The organism is Zoogloea sp. LCSB751 (assembly GCF_002028455.1).
GTDB lineage: Bacteria > Pseudomonadota > Gammaproteobacteria > Burkholderiales > Rhodocyclaceae > Zoogloea.
Window position 1 is genome coordinate 332,811 of sequence record NZ_MWUM01000001.1, and the last position, 12,439, is coordinate 345,249.

At 63.2% G+C, this 12,439-nt stretch carries 13 protein-coding genes; 11 read left to right on the top strand and 2 right to left on the bottom strand.

Annotation, left to right across the window (positions count from 1 at the left end):
* Positions 1 to 25 precede the first annotated feature (25 nt).
* The 3 genes from B4920_RS01640 (at position 26) to B4920_RS01650 (ending at position 2,701) form a co-directional block, all read left to right on the top strand.
* Positions 26 to 1,225 carry a CaiB/BaiF CoA-transferase family protein gene (locus tag B4920_RS01640; protein ID WP_079432853.1) on the top strand — a complete coding sequence of 400 codons (1,200 nt, stop codon included), beginning with the start codon at positions 26 to 28 and terminating at the stop codon, positions 1,223 to 1,225.
* 70 nt (positions 1,226 to 1,295) lie between these two features.
* Positions 1,296 to 2,315, top strand: coding sequence for a UDP-glucose 4-epimerase GalE (gene galE / locus B4920_RS01645; RefSeq protein WP_079432854.1), 1,020 nt, complete (start codon positions 1,296 to 1,298; stop codon positions 2,313 to 2,315).
* Positions 2,312 to 2,701: a DUF2237 family protein gene (locus B4920_RS01650; protein WP_079432855.1), complete on the top strand. Its 390-nt coding sequence runs from the start codon at positions 2,312 to 2,314 to the stop codon at positions 2,699 to 2,701. Before galE ends, B4920_RS01650 begins: the two co-directional genes overlap by 4 nt.
* Before the next feature lie 19 nt (positions 2,702 to 2,720).
* Here B4920_RS01650 and dacB read toward each other — a convergent pair whose 3' ends face one another.
* Positions 2,721 to 4,160 carry a D-alanyl-D-alanine carboxypeptidase/D-alanyl-D-alanine-endopeptidase gene (gene dacB / locus B4920_RS01655; protein ID WP_254050808.1) on the bottom strand — a complete coding sequence of 480 codons (1,440 nt, stop codon included), beginning with the start codon at positions 4,158 to 4,160 and terminating at the stop codon, positions 2,721 to 2,723.
* A gap of 270 nt (positions 4,161 to 4,430) precedes the next feature.
* On the opposite strand from dacB, the gene petA reads away from it, so the two are divergent.
* The 7 genes from petA (at position 4,431) to B4920_RS01690 (ending at position 9,946) form a co-directional block, all read left to right on the top strand.
* Positions 4,431 to 5,024 carry a ubiquinol-cytochrome c reductase iron-sulfur subunit gene (gene petA / locus B4920_RS01660; RefSeq protein ID WP_079432857.1) on the top strand — a complete coding sequence of 198 codons (594 nt, stop codon included), beginning with the start codon at positions 4,431 to 4,433 and terminating at the stop codon, positions 5,022 to 5,024.
* 3 nt (positions 5,025 to 5,027) lie between these two features.
* Positions 5,028 to 6,311, top strand: coding sequence for a cytochrome bc complex cytochrome b subunit (locus B4920_RS01665; protein WP_079432858.1), 1,284 nt, complete (start codon positions 5,028 to 5,030; stop codon positions 6,309 to 6,311).
* Positions 6,311 to 7,072 (top strand): cytochrome c1, encoded by a 762-nt coding sequence (locus tag B4920_RS01670; RefSeq protein WP_079432859.1) that lies wholly within the window; start codon positions 6,311 to 6,313, stop codon positions 7,070 to 7,072. The genes B4920_RS01665 and B4920_RS01670 overlap by 1 nt, the downstream gene beginning before the upstream one ends.
* Before the next feature lie 103 nt (positions 7,073 to 7,175).
* A complete protein-coding gene (locus B4920_RS01675; protein WP_079432860.1) occupies positions 7,176 to 7,772 on the top strand; it encodes a glutathione S-transferase N-terminal domain-containing protein in 597 nt (198 codons plus the stop codon).
* Between the two features lie 75 nt (positions 7,773 to 7,847).
* On the top strand, positions 7,848 to 8,282 hold the full coding sequence (locus B4920_RS01680; RefSeq protein ID WP_079432861.1) for a ClpXP protease specificity-enhancing factor: 435 nt from the start codon (positions 7,848 to 7,850) through the stop codon (positions 8,280 to 8,282).
* Between the two features lie 97 nt (positions 8,283 to 8,379).
* Positions 8,380 to 8,874 (top strand): hemerythrin domain-containing protein, encoded by a 495-nt coding sequence (locus B4920_RS01685; protein WP_079432862.1) that lies wholly within the window; start codon positions 8,380 to 8,382, stop codon positions 8,872 to 8,874.
* Between the two features lie 193 nt (positions 8,875 to 9,067).
* Positions 9,068 to 9,946, top strand: a complete 879-nt coding sequence (locus B4920_RS01690) for a flagellar brake protein (RefSeq protein ID WP_079432863.1) — start codon at positions 9,068 to 9,070, stop codon at positions 9,944 to 9,946.
* Between the two features lie 5 nt (positions 9,947 to 9,951).
* Here B4920_RS01690 and B4920_RS01695 read toward each other — a convergent pair whose 3' ends face one another.
* Positions 9,952 to 11,211, bottom strand: a complete 1,260-nt coding sequence (locus B4920_RS01695) for a D-amino acid dehydrogenase (protein WP_079432864.1) — start codon at positions 11,209 to 11,211, stop codon at positions 9,952 to 9,954.
* Positions 11,212 to 11,343: 132 nt separating this feature from the next.
* Between B4920_RS01695 and B4920_RS01700 the strand changes: the two genes are divergently transcribed.
* Positions 11,344 to 12,345, top strand: coding sequence for a class 1 fructose-bisphosphatase (locus B4920_RS01700; RefSeq protein WP_079432865.1), 1,002 nt, complete (start codon positions 11,344 to 11,346; stop codon positions 12,343 to 12,345).
* The last annotated feature ends 94 nt before the right edge of the window (positions 12,346 to 12,439 follow it).

Consider the following 12,439-nt stretch of genomic DNA (forward strand, 5'->3'; position numbering starts at 1 on the left):
CTCCGTCTTTCGTCCGAGGCCAGTCATGAGCCAGGAAGTCAAACCCCTTGCCGGGATCAAGGTGCTGGAGCTCGGCACCCTGATCGCCGGCCCCTTCTGCACCCGCATCCTTGCTGAATTCGGCGCCGAAGTGGTCAAGGTCGAGGCGCCCGACGGCGGCGACCCTTTGCGCAAGTGGCGCAAGCTCCACGAAGGCACGTCCCTGTGGTGGTCGGTGCAGGCCCGTAACAAGAAATCGCTGACCGCGAACCTGAAGCATCCGGAAGGGCTGGCCGTCGTGCGCCGGCTGGCTGCGGAAGCGGACATCGTCGTTGAGAACTTCCGCCCCGGCGTGCTCGAGAAACTCGGGCTCGGCTGGGAGGTGCTGTCGGCGGCCAACCCCGGCCTGGTGATGGTGCGCCTGTCGGGTTTTGGCCAGACCGGGCCGTACAAGGATCGCCCGGGCTTCGGTGCGATTGGCGAGTCGATGGGCGGGCTGCGCTACATCAGCGGCTTTCCGGATCGTCCGCCGGTGCGTACCGGCATCTCTATCGGTGATTCCATTGCCGCTCTGTGGGCGGCCATTGGCGCGCTGATGGCGCTACGCCATCGGGAGGTGAATGGCGGTGCGGGGCAGGTGGTCGATGTGGCGCTGTACGAAGCCGTCTTCGCGATGATGGAGAGCATGGTGCCGGAGTTCGACGTCGCTGGTTTCGTGCGCGAGCGCACCGGCAACATCATGCCCGGCATCACGCCATCGAATACCCACACCACGCGGGACGGGCGCCACATCATCATCGGCGGCAACGGCGATGCGATCTTCAAGCGCCTGATGTCGGCGATCGGTCGGCAGGATCTGGCAGAGGCGCCGGATCTCGCCGACAACGCCGGGCGCGACCGGCGCGCCGCCGAGATCTACGCGGTGATCGACGCCTGGGTGGCAGAGCGCGACGGCGACAGCGTGCTGGCGGCAATGGAGGCCGCCGAGGTGCCGGCCAGTTCGGTGTTTTCGGTGGCAGACATGTTCCGCGATCCGCAATTCATCGCTCGGGGCATGTTCGAAGCGGTGTGCCTGCCCGACGGCACGCCGATGCGCATTCCGGGCGTCGTGCCGCGCCTGACCGGGACACCTGGATCGACCGAATGGCTGGGGCCTGGTCTTGGCGAGCATACCGACGAGATCCTGCATGGTTTGGGTTATACGGATGAGACCATTGCCGGCTTGAGGATGCAGGGCGCGATCTGAGCCTCGCCGATGCCGGTGGGGCGGCGTCTCGCGGTATCATCTTGGCATTATCTGCCCACCGGAAAATCGCATGACCACCATCCTCGTCACCGGCGGAGCCGGTTACATCGGCTCCCATACCTGCGTCGAACTGCTGGCCGCTGGCTACGACGTTGTCGTCGTGGACAACTTCTGCAACAGCAAGCCGGAAGCCCTGCGCCGCGTCGAAGAGATCGCCGGGTGTGCGCTGACGGCTGTGCACGGCGTAGATATCCGCGACAAGGCGGCAATGCGTGAGATCTTCAGTGCCCATGCCGTCGACGCGGTGATCCACTTTGCAGCCTTGAAGGCTGTCGGCGAGTCGGTGGCCAAGCCGCTGCTGTACTACGAGAACAACATCGCCGGCACGGTGGCGCTGGCCGAGGTGATGGCCGAGGCGGGCGTCAAATCCCTGGTATTCAGCTCGTCCGCGACGGTGTATGGCGATCCGGCCAGCGTGCCGATCCGCGAGGATTTTCCGACTGGGCCGACCAATCCTTATGGTCGTACCAAGTGGATGATGGAGTTCGTGCTGTCCGACTTGGCGGCGGCCGATCCGGAATGGCGGGTGGCGCTGTTGCGCTACTTCAACCCGGTCGGCGCCCATCCGACCGGCCGCATCGGGGAGGACCCGAATGGCCTGCCCAACAACCTGATGCCCTACGTCAGCCAGGTGGCGGTCGGCCGACTGCCGCAGTTGCGGGTTTTCGGCGGCGATTATCCGACGCCGGACGGAACCGGCGTGCGTGATTACATCCATGTCGTGGATCTGGCGGTTGGCCATGTGGCGGCCGTGCGGCGTCTCACGGAACGACCGGGCGTTCTGACGGTCAATCTGGGTACGGGGCGCGGTTACAGCGTGCTCGAGGTCATCAAGGCTTTCGAGAGTGCCAGCGGTCGCCAGATCGCTTACGAGATCGTCGCGCGGCGCCCCGGAGATGTGGCCCAGTGCTATGCGGAACCCGGTCTTGCCGAGCGTGAACTCGGCTGGCGGGCGACCCGTGGTATCGAGCAGATGTGCGCCGATGCCTGGCGCTGGCAGAGTTCCAATCCCCAGGGGTACCCCGATTGAGCACCGAAGATCTTCCTGTCAGCAATGCCCTGAACGTGCTGGGCGGTCCATTGCTGGCCTGCAGTTACGATCCGCTGACCGGCTGGGATCGGACCGGCTGTTGCGATGCGAGCCCGGACGATCTCGGCCGTCACCACGTGTGTGTCAAGGTGACGGCAGAGTTTCTGCGCTTCAGTGCGATGCGAGGCAACGATTTGAGCACGCCGCGACCCGAATTTCGTTTCGCCGGCCTGAAGCCCGGCGACCGCTGGTGTCTGTGCGCGATGCGTTGGCGCGAGGCGTGGGAGGCTGGCTTTGCGCCGCCGGTGGTGTTGGCCGCAACCCACATCGCGGCCCTGGAACTGATTCCTCTCGATGCGCTCCGCGAGCACGCCTACAAAGGCTGACTGAAGCAGCTCGAATGTTTCAGCGGCCTGCCACCCACTCCAGCACGGCGTCCTGACTGTCGCGGCTGGCGCCAGCATTCGGGTGGTTGATCAGCAGTACTACGGCATAGCGGTGCCCGTTGCGTGCCAGCACGTAGCCGGCCATGCTGCGGACCCCGTCCAGGGTGCCGGTCTTGATGTGGGCCGAGCCCTGTGCCGGGCTGCCGGCGAGGCGCTTGCTGGCGGTGCCGTCGATACCGACGATCGGTAGCGAGGCGATCAGTTCCGGCATCGTCCGGCCGTGCCAGGCGGCCAGCAGCAGCTGCCCGAGGCTGCGCGCGGTGAGGCGCTCGCTGCGCGACAAGCCGGCGCCGTTCTCGATGACCAGCTGTTCCGTGTCGATCCCATTTGCGCTGAGGCTGCGGAGGACCCTTCGGGCGCCGGCGGTGGGCGAATCCTCGCCGGGCTCTGCGGTGGCGCCCAGGGTGGCGAGGAGGGTCCGCGCAATCACGTTGTTCGACCACTTGTTCATGTCGCGCAACACCTCGGGCAGGCTGGGTGAACGGCTTTCGGCGAGGAGCAGTGCGTCGGGTGGTGTGCGGCCATCGCGGAAGCGGCCGTCCAGCTCGCCGCCCAGATCCCGCCACAGGCTGCGGAACAGGCCTTCGAAGAGCCGATCGGGGGGAAGCGGTGCGAAATTCCAGTCGAAGGCTTCGGTACAAGTGGAAGGCAGGTTTCCGTCGATGCGCAAGAGCGTCTCGCCACCGCTGCCGGTGACGGTCGTTGCGCCGAGCTGGGCCGTCGGGTCGACACAGCTGCCGTTGCCCGTCCGGCGAATGCGGGTGTCCAGCGCAAGACCGGAGGGCAGGGGGTCAATGGCGACGCTGACGCCATCCGGAGAGGGTCTGAAGTGCACGTTTATCGCACCGTAATCCACCGTCAACGCATCGGCGCCAACATTGTACGGGCGCAGCGGCCGCCGGTCGAAGCTGCCCGGATCGTGGGGCGGGAGCTTGAAGAACGAGCGGTCGGTAACCACATCGCCGGCGATGCGACGAATTCCCTGGGCCCGCAGGTCCCGCAGCAGCAGCCACAGCCTTTCCCGCGACAGGCGGGGGTCGCCGCCGCCTGTGACGAAGAGGTCGCCGGGCAGAACGCCATCCTGGAGCCTGGCGCCAGCGCCGCTCGACAGGCGGGTCGTCCAGCTGAAGGCGGGGCCGAGTTGGTCGAGTGCCGCGAAGGTGGTCACCAGCTTCATGACCGAGGCGGGATTCATGGGCTCCGTGCTGCGGTGCTCCAGCAGCAGGGGGCCGTCGGCCACGTCCTGCACGAGGACGGCGACGGCGCTGCGCGGGATGCCGGCGCGGGTCAGACTGGCGTCCAGGGTGGCCGGCCACTCCTCGCTGTGGGCATGGGGCGCGAGTGCGAGCGGCAGCAGCAGGACGAGCTGGCGGGTAAGGCGGGAAGTAATCCGTTTCAAGGTGTTGGCGCGTGACCGGGACGTGGGCGGTTGTTTCGGATTATGCCGATGCGGGATCCAAATTGTCTGTCGCGCTGCAATAAAAACGCACTTTTGATAAGTCCGAAAAAGATCTTTCATGTCCCGATAAAGAGCGTTCGAATTCCATATTCTCCAATGCTGGCGCGGGTTTAGCTTATTAGGACTTTTTTTGGGTAAGGGTTTTCGCTATACTCCGCAAGTTTTCCGTATTGCGATCTTCGAAGTCTCTTTTATTGAGGTTAGTGGGCCATGAGCGTGGATCAAAAAATGGATGGTGGGCGACGCCAGTTGTTGCTGGCGACGTCGGCTGCGGGGGGCGTGGCCGCAGTGGCCGTCGCCGTTCCGTTCGTCGGTAGCCTGACTCCGTCCGAGCGAGCAAAGGCAGCCGGTGCTCCGGTTGAAGTGGATATCAGCAAGTTGCAGCCGGGTCAGATGATGACCGTCGAATGGCGCGGCAAGCCGGTGTGGATTATCAACCGCAGCAAGGAAATGCTGGAGTCGTTGAAAAAGACCGACGAGCTTGTCAGTGACCCGAAGTCCGACAAGCCGCAGCAGCCCGAGTACGCCAAGAACGAAACCCGCTCCATCAAGCCGGAGATCATGGTGGCGGTCGGCATTTGTACTCACCTGGGCTGTTCTCCGTCCGACAAGTTCAAGACCGGTGCCGAGAGCGGTGTCAGCGCCGACTGGGCGGGTGGCTTCCTGTGCCCCTGTCACGGTTCGACCTTCGACCTGGCTGGTCGCGTCTACAAGAACAAGCCGGCACCGGACAATCTCGAGGTTCCGCCGCACAAGTACCTGGCCGACACCAAGATCCTGATCGGCGACGACGGAAAGGCATAAACGATGACGACCAAAGCTCAAGCGGTATTGGACTGGATCGACGAGCGCTTTCCGCTGACGTCGAGCATCAAGGGCCATCTCACCGAGTACTACGCGCCCAAGAACTTCAATTTCTGGTATTTCTTCGGCTCGCTGGCCCTGCTGGTGCTGGTGATCCAGATCGTGACCGGCATCTTCCTGGTCATGCACTACAAGCCGGATGCCGCTCTCAACGCCTCTGGCATCCCCGCGGCCTTCGCGTCCGTCGAGTACATCATGCGCGACGTGCCGGGCGGCTGGATCATCCGCTACCTGCACTCCACCGGCGCTTCCGCCTTCTTCGTGGTGGTGTACCTGCACATGTTCCGCGGCCTGCTGTACGGTTCCTACCGCAAGCCCCGCGAACTGATCTGGGTCTTCGGCACGCTGATCTTCCTGGCCCTGATGGCCGAGGCTTTCATGGGCTACCTGCTGCCTTGGGGTCAGATGTCCTTCTGGGGCGCCCAGGTGATCGTGAACCTGTTCTCCGCGATTCCCGTCATCGGTCCCGATCTTTCCATCGTGATCCGCGGCGACTTTGTGGTGTCCGACGCGACCTTGAACCGCTTCTTCTCCTTCCACGTCATCGCCGTGCCGCTGATCCTCATCGGCCTGGTCGTTGCCCACATCGTCGCGCTGCACGAAGTCGGCTCCAACAACCCGGATGGCGTCGAGATCAAGAAGAAGAAGGGCGCCGATGGCCACCCGCTGGACGGCATCCCCTTCCACCCCTACTACACCGTCAAGGACATCGTGGGCGTGGTCGGCTTCCTGATCGTCTTCTCCTTCATCGTGTTCTTCGCACCTGAAGGCGGCGGCTACTTCCTCGAGTACAACAACTTCATTCCGGCCGATCCGCTGAAGACCCCGCCGCACATTGCGCCGGTGTGGTATTTCACCCCGTTCTACTCCCTGCTGCGTGCGATGGTGTGGCCGCTGTTCGGTCTCGACGCCAAGTTCTGGGGTGTGGTTGCGATGGGTGCCGGTGTGGTGATCCTGGCTTTCCTGCCGTGGCTCGACCGTAGCCCGGTGAAGTCGATCCGTTATCGTGGTCCGATCTACAAGGCCATGCTGACCCTGTTCGTCATCGCCTTCGCCATTCTTGGCTTCCTCGGTACCAAGCCGCCTTCCTATGCTTTCTTCGGCGTGATTCCGGGCGCCCCCGTGGCCCAGCTGTTCAGCCTGTACTACTTCCTGTTCTTCATCACCATGCCGTGGTGGTCGAAGATTGACAAGTGCAAGCCCGAGCCCGAACGCGTGACCGGTTAATGAGAATGAAAGCCATGAAAAAACTTTTGACAGCTCTTCTGTTCACGCCGCTGATGGCCCTGGCCAGCGGTCCTGAAGTGCACCTGGACAAGGCGCCGGTTTCGACCGAGCCGGCGGCCCTGCAGAACGGCGCCAAGCTGTTCGTCAATTACTGCCTGAACTGCCACGGCGCCAGCTACATGCGCTACAACCGCCTGCAGCAGATCGGTTTGTCCGAACAGATGATCAAGGACAATCTGATGTTCACCGCCGACAAGATCGGTGAGCCGATGCGCATCGCCATGCAGCGTGACGAGGCCAAGGCCTGGTTCGGTGCAGCACCTCCTGACCTCACCGTGATCTCCCGTTCGCGGGCGTCCGAGTTTGGCAGCGGTGCAGACTGGCTGTACACCTACCTGCGCAGCTTCTACCGTGACGACAGCCGTCCGACCGGCTGGAACAACAAGGTCTTCGAAAACGTCGGTATGCCGCACGTGCTGTACGAGCTGCAGGGCGAAGCGACGGCCAAGATCAACGAGCATGACGATGGCCATGGTGGCAAGACCAAGGAAATCGAGATCGAAGCGCCCTCCAAGCCCGGTAAGCTGTCTGCCGAAGAGTACGACCATGCGGTCGCCGACCTCGTGTCCTATCTGGTCTGGATGGGTGAGCCGATGGCCGAGGCGCGCAAGTCGATCGGTACGTTCGTGATCGCCTTCCTTGGCCTTCTCTTCGTTCTCTCCTATCTTCTTAAGAAGAACTACTGGAGAGACGTGCATTAAGCGGCGCTTTCCGGCCGATGCAGTCCCTTGCTGCCTTTAGCAAGACACACCACGCGCCCTGCGCGTGGTGTGTGATTTTGAGTATCCGTGGGGTAACACAACGATGATGAATTTGTATTCCGGAACGACAGATCCTTTCAGTCACCGGTGCCGTATCGTGCTCTTTGAAAAGGGCATGGATTTCCAGGTGATTGATGTTGATCTCTTCAACAAGCCGGAAGACATCGCGATCATCAATCCATACAACCGGGTTCCGGTGTTGGTGGATCGCGATCTGGTGCTTTACGAATCCAACATCATCAACGAATACATCGACGAGCGCTTTCCGCATCCCCAGCTGATGCCGCCCGATCCGATCATGCGTGCTCGGGCTCGCCAGCTGCTGCACACTTTTGAACTCGAGCTGTTCTCGCATATCGACGCCTTGGAAAAGAACCCCAAGGGGGCTGACAAGGAACGCGCCCATGTGCGTGATCAACTGACCCAGCTGGCGCCGATGTTCACCAAGCAGAAGTTCCTCCTTGGTGAGGAGTTCTCCATGCTCGACGTGGCGATCGCCCCGTTGCTGTGGCGCCTGGACCACTACGGCATCGAGTTGCCGCGTTCCGCTGCTCCGCTCATGAAGTACGCCGAGCGCATCTTCAGCCGTCAGGGTTTCATCGATGCGATGACCCCGTCCGAAAAGGTCATGCGGCGCTGATTGCCTTCGGGGGCCGCAGTGTTTTGCGGCCCCGCTGCGACTCTTCATTTTGGCATTCGCCGGAAGGTCTTCGTCATGAGCGAAATCTCCACCAAGCCTTACCTGATCCGTGCGATTTTCCAGTGGTGTACCGATCAGGGGCTGACGCCCTACCTTGCCGTCGCCGTCGACAAGCACACGATTGTGCCGCTCAATTTCGTGCAGGATGGTCAGATCGTGCTCAATGTCAGTCCTGCCGCGACCCAGAGCCTGGTCATGGGGAATGAACTGATCGCGTTCCAGGCCCGCTTTGGCGGTGTCGCCCAGAACATCTCGGTACCCGTCGACAACGTGGCGGCGATCTATGCCCGCGAGAACGGGCATGGAATGGCTTTCGAAGTTTCCGGACTGCCCGACGACGGCACCGAAATCGAGTCCGAAGAGGCCCATGAGGTGGTGTCCGAGGCCCCTGACGATTCGCCGGAGCCGCCCAAGGGTGGGGCCCGCAGTCATCTCAAGCTCGTCAAATAGGCGCGCTGTCTTCCGGAGGCGCTTGATCTGGCTCAGGGCCAGGCCGCGTCGTTCGGGTTAGAGTTGCGCCCCGTTTCACTCATCGAGGTTTTCCGTCATGGCAGCCATGGAATGGACTGACAAACTTGCCCTCGGCCTGGGGCCGATGGACCAGACCCACCAGGAATTCGTCGCGGCCTACAACGCCATGCTGGATGTGTCCGGCGAAGCCTTGCTGGCGGCGATGGACGCCTTCATCGAGCATACTGTCGAGCATTTCGACCAGGAAAACCGCTGGATGGAAATCGTTGGATTCCCGGGCTGCCACAAGGCCGAGCATGATCGCGTACTGGCGGTCTGCCGCGATGTCCGCAAGCGCCTGGAAAGGGGAGATGCGGCACTGGGCCGGCAGTTGATCCAGGAATTGCCGCTGTGGTTCGACAATCACGTGGCCTCGATGGATGCGGCGCTCGCCGCCTACCTCGACTCCATCGGTTTCGACACCGAAACCGGTGAGATCCGCAATCCGCCCAAGGACGAGGGCTGTGCCGACGGCTCGTCCTCCTGTTGCACGCCGCCCGCCAAGACCGAGGCGGAGTCCGAGGTGGCTTGAGCCGGGGCCTGCAGAGCCGTTCAGTGAATATTTTTGATTGCCTGCTGCCCCTAGCGAGTCCGCGAGGCAATTGCTCAGGGGCCGCAGGCTCAGCGGATAAATCGAGCCTCCGGCCAGCTTAGCTCTGCTATCCCTAAAGTCGTAGCACGGTGTGTCGATATCTGCCTCACTTTGGGCAGACTGTGGGTGGCTTATGTCTTACGTGCGAATCAACACCGGTGACATTGAGGTCGGCAAGCCGGTCGAGTGGCCACTCTATGACGAGAAGCGGCAGCTGCTGCTCGCCCGTGGGGTGGTCGTCGAGACAGAGACCCAGAAGCGTGCCCTGATGGAGCGCGGCCTGTTCCGCAAGCTCAATCTGCGTGAGACGCGACTGAACACGGATAGCGGCGAGCGTCCGACGGACGATCTGTGCGCTTTCGAAGACATCAAGCTGGATATTGGCGACACCCTGCAGTTGCAGGTGCAGAACGACGCGGGGCCGCAGCGTTATTACGTGAAGCTGATCGGTTACCTGAAGGGCAAGAGCGTTCTGGTGACAACGCCCACCCAGGATGGCAAGGTCCTGCTGATGCGGGAGGGGCAGACCTTCGTGGTCCGGATGTTCTCCGGCAAGAGCGTGTATGCCTTCGGGACGACGATCTTCAAGGTCGCGAACGTCCCTTTTCCCCATCTGCATCTGACCTATCCCAGCCAGGTCCGTGGTCTGGTGGTCCGTCGCGGGGCCCGCGCCCGAGTCAACTTGATCGCGGCGGTCAGCGGGGCGGATGGGCGCTCCCATGCGGCAACGCTTATCGATTTGAGCACCGGCGGGGCGATGCTGGTCGCCAAGGCACCCATGGGTGTCAGGGAGGATCGGGTGGCGATCAAATTCAGGGTGGTGGTCAACGAGATCGAGGAGTACCTGACCATTCCGGCCGTCCTCCGCTCGGTGCATGCCACCGCCGCGGTGGAGGGGGAAAAACCCCAGGTCCATCACGGGGTCCAGTTCGGGGACATGCCCCATGCCGAGCAGGTGGTGTTGTCGGCCTTCGTTTATCGCATCCTGTTTGAAGAGTCGGCCGACGCCTGAGAGGGCTAACGGGGGCGGATGAAGGGGAAGTCCGGTTCCGGTCGCAGTCCGGTCACGATATCGGCGATGGCCTGGCCGGACCCGCAGGCCAAGGTCCAGCCCAGGGTGCCGTGGCCGGTATTCAGGAACAGCTTGCCGGTGCGCCCGGGGCCGATCAACGGGACGTTGCCCGGGGTCGTTGGACGCAGCCCACACCAGTGTTCGGCCCGGCTGGCATCGGCGACGCCGGGCAGGCGTTCATCCAGCCACCTCACGATCGCGGCGCTGCGCGCCGGGTTGGCCTCCAGATTGTAGCCATTGAGTTCCGCCGTGCCGGCGACGCGCAGGAAGTTGCCCAGCCGTGAGCACACCACGCGTCGTGCCTCGTCGGTCAGGCTCAGGTGCGGTGCCCGTTCAGGATCGATGATGGGGGCGGTGATGGAATAGCCCTTGACCGGATAGATCGGCAGCCGCTCCCCCAGCGAGCGGGCCAGCAGCGGGCTATAGCTGCCTGCCGCGAGCACGTAGGCGTCGGCTCGCAACATGCCGTTGCGGCCCTCCGCATCCTCTACGCGCACTCCGCTGATGGCCCGTTTGAGAACTTCGAAGGACTGCACCGTGGTGTTGAAGCGGAAACGCACGCCTGCCTCTTCTGCTTTTGCGGCGAGGGCGCGACAAAACAGGTGGGCATTGCCGCATTCGTCGTCGATTCCGTGCAGGACGCCGACGAGGCGGCCACGCATTGCGGCGAGCCCGGGCTCCAGCGCCACCGCCTGATCCGGGTCGAGAATCTGAGCACGGATGCCTAGATCCTGCAGGATCCGCAGTTTGGCGGGGACGTGGGCGAAGTCTTTGGGGTCCTCGAACAGATGGAGGATGCCGCCGGTGCCGGCTTCGTACTCGATGCCCGTCGATGCTCGCAAGGCGCGCAACTGGTCGCGGCTATAGTCGGCCAGATGGGCGATCGCCGTAGTGTTGCGCACGGTGCGACCGGGCAGGCATTCGCGCAGGAAGGCCAATGCCCAGCGCCATTGGGCTGCATCCGCATGGGGGCGGAACAGCAGCGGGGCGTCCTTGCGGCCGAGCCAGCGCAGGACCGTGGCCGGTGCGCCAGGATTGGCCCAGGGCTCGGGGTGACTGACGGAGATCTGTCCGCCGTTGGCATAGCTGGTTTCCAGGCCTGGACCAGACTGGCGTTCGACGACGGTGACTTTGCAACCGGCCTGGCTGAGGTACCAGGCACTCGTGACGCCAGCCAGGCCGGCGCCGATGACGAGGACTTCCATGATGCCTTGTTATCAGTTTTCGGAGGGGGCGGACGACCGTCCCACGCAATCCGGTTGCTAATCATAAACGACGGAAGGCATCGATCCGGGCGATAATCCGTACTTTCACAGGCAATCCCGGAGAATCGAGTCATGCGTCGAGTCACGCTTACCCAGTTTTTGATCGAACAGCAGCGCAAGGGCCTGATGGGCGCCGACCTGCGTCTGCTGATCGAAGTCGTCGCCCGTGCCGTCAAGGCCATCGCTGTCAATGTGTCCAAGGGCGCCCTGGCGGGTGTCCTTGGTGAGGCGGGCAGTGACAACGTGCAGGGCGAGGCCCAGAAGAAGCTGGACGTGATCGCCAACGACATTCTGATCCAGGCCAACGAATGGGGCGGCCACCTGGCGGCGATGGCCTCCGAGGAAGTCGAAGAGATCCGCCCGATCTCCGGCGATTACCCGAAGGGCGCCTACCTGCTGCTGTTCGATCCGCTCGACGGCTCGTCCAATATCGATGTGAACATCTCGGTCGGCACAATCTTCTCCGTGCTGCGCTGTCCGGAGGGCGTCGCCACGCCGACCGAAGCGGACTTCATGCAGCCCGGCACGGCCCAGGTGGCGTCCGGCTACTCGGTGTACGGCCCGTCCACCCAGCTCGTGCTGACGGTTGGCGATGGCGTCCATGGTTTCACCCTCGACCGGGAAATGGGCAGCTTCATCTACACCCACCCGTACATGACGATTCCCGAGGACACCAAGGAATACGCCATCAACGGTTCCAACGAACGCTTCTGGGAAGCGCCGGTGCAGCGCTATGTGCGCGAGTTGCGCGACGGCAAGGAAGGTCCGCGCGGCAAGGATTTCAACACTCGCTGGGTGGCCTCGATGGTGGCCGACGTGCACCGCATCCTGACCCGCGGCGGCGTCTTCCTGTACCCCCTGGACAGCAAGATGAAGGACAAGGGCGGCAAGCTGCGCCTGATGTACGAAGCCAACCCGATGGCGATGATCGTCGAGGCGGCCGGCGGTGCGGCCACCACCGGGCGCGAGCGTATCCTCGACATCCAGCCGACCAAACTGCATCAGCGCGTACCGGTGGTGCTCGGCTCGAAGAACGAGGTTGAGCTGGTGACCCGCTACCACCAGGAAGGCTGATCGCCGTCCATGCATGACCGCCGGGCCCGCTTGCGGGTCCGGTTGAATCGTTTCCTCCGGCCGTGGTCGAACCTGGCGTATGCAGCTTTCGCCT

Coding starts and splice junctions, on each gene's coding strand:
- B4920_RS01640 (WP_079432853.1), top strand. CDS start 26: ATGAGCCAGGAAGTCAAACCCCTTGCCGGGATCAAGGTGCTGGAGCTC.
- galE (WP_079432854.1), top strand. CDS start 1,296: ATGACCACCATCCTCGTCACCGGCGGAGCCGGTTACATCGGCTCCCAT.
- petA (WP_079432857.1), top strand. CDS start 4,431: ATGAGCGTGGATCAAAAAATGGATGGTGGGCGACGCCAGTTGTTGCTG.
- B4920_RS01665 (WP_079432858.1), top strand. CDS start 5,028: ATGACGACCAAAGCTCAAGCGGTATTGGACTGGATCGACGAGCGCTTT.
- B4920_RS01670 (WP_079432859.1), top strand. CDS start 6,311: ATGAGAATGAAAGCCATGAAAAAACTTTTGACAGCTCTTCTGTTCACG.
- B4920_RS01675 (WP_079432860.1), top strand. CDS start 7,176: ATGATGAATTTGTATTCCGGAACGACAGATCCTTTCAGTCACCGGTGC.
- B4920_RS01680 (WP_079432861.1), top strand. CDS start 7,848: ATGAGCGAAATCTCCACCAAGCCTTACCTGATCCGTGCGATTTTCCAG.
- B4920_RS01685 (WP_079432862.1), top strand. CDS start 8,380: ATGGCAGCCATGGAATGGACTGACAAACTTGCCCTCGGCCTGGGGCCG.
- B4920_RS01690 (WP_079432863.1), top strand. CDS start 9,068: ATGTCTTACGTGCGAATCAACACCGGTGACATTGAGGTCGGCAAGCCG.
- B4920_RS01695 (WP_079432864.1), bottom strand. CDS start 11,211: ATGGAAGTCCTCGTCATCGGCGCCGGCCTGGCTGGCGTCACGAGTGCC.
- B4920_RS01700 (WP_079432865.1), top strand. CDS start 11,344: ATGCGTCGAGTCACGCTTACCCAGTTTTTGATCGAACAGCAGCGCAAG.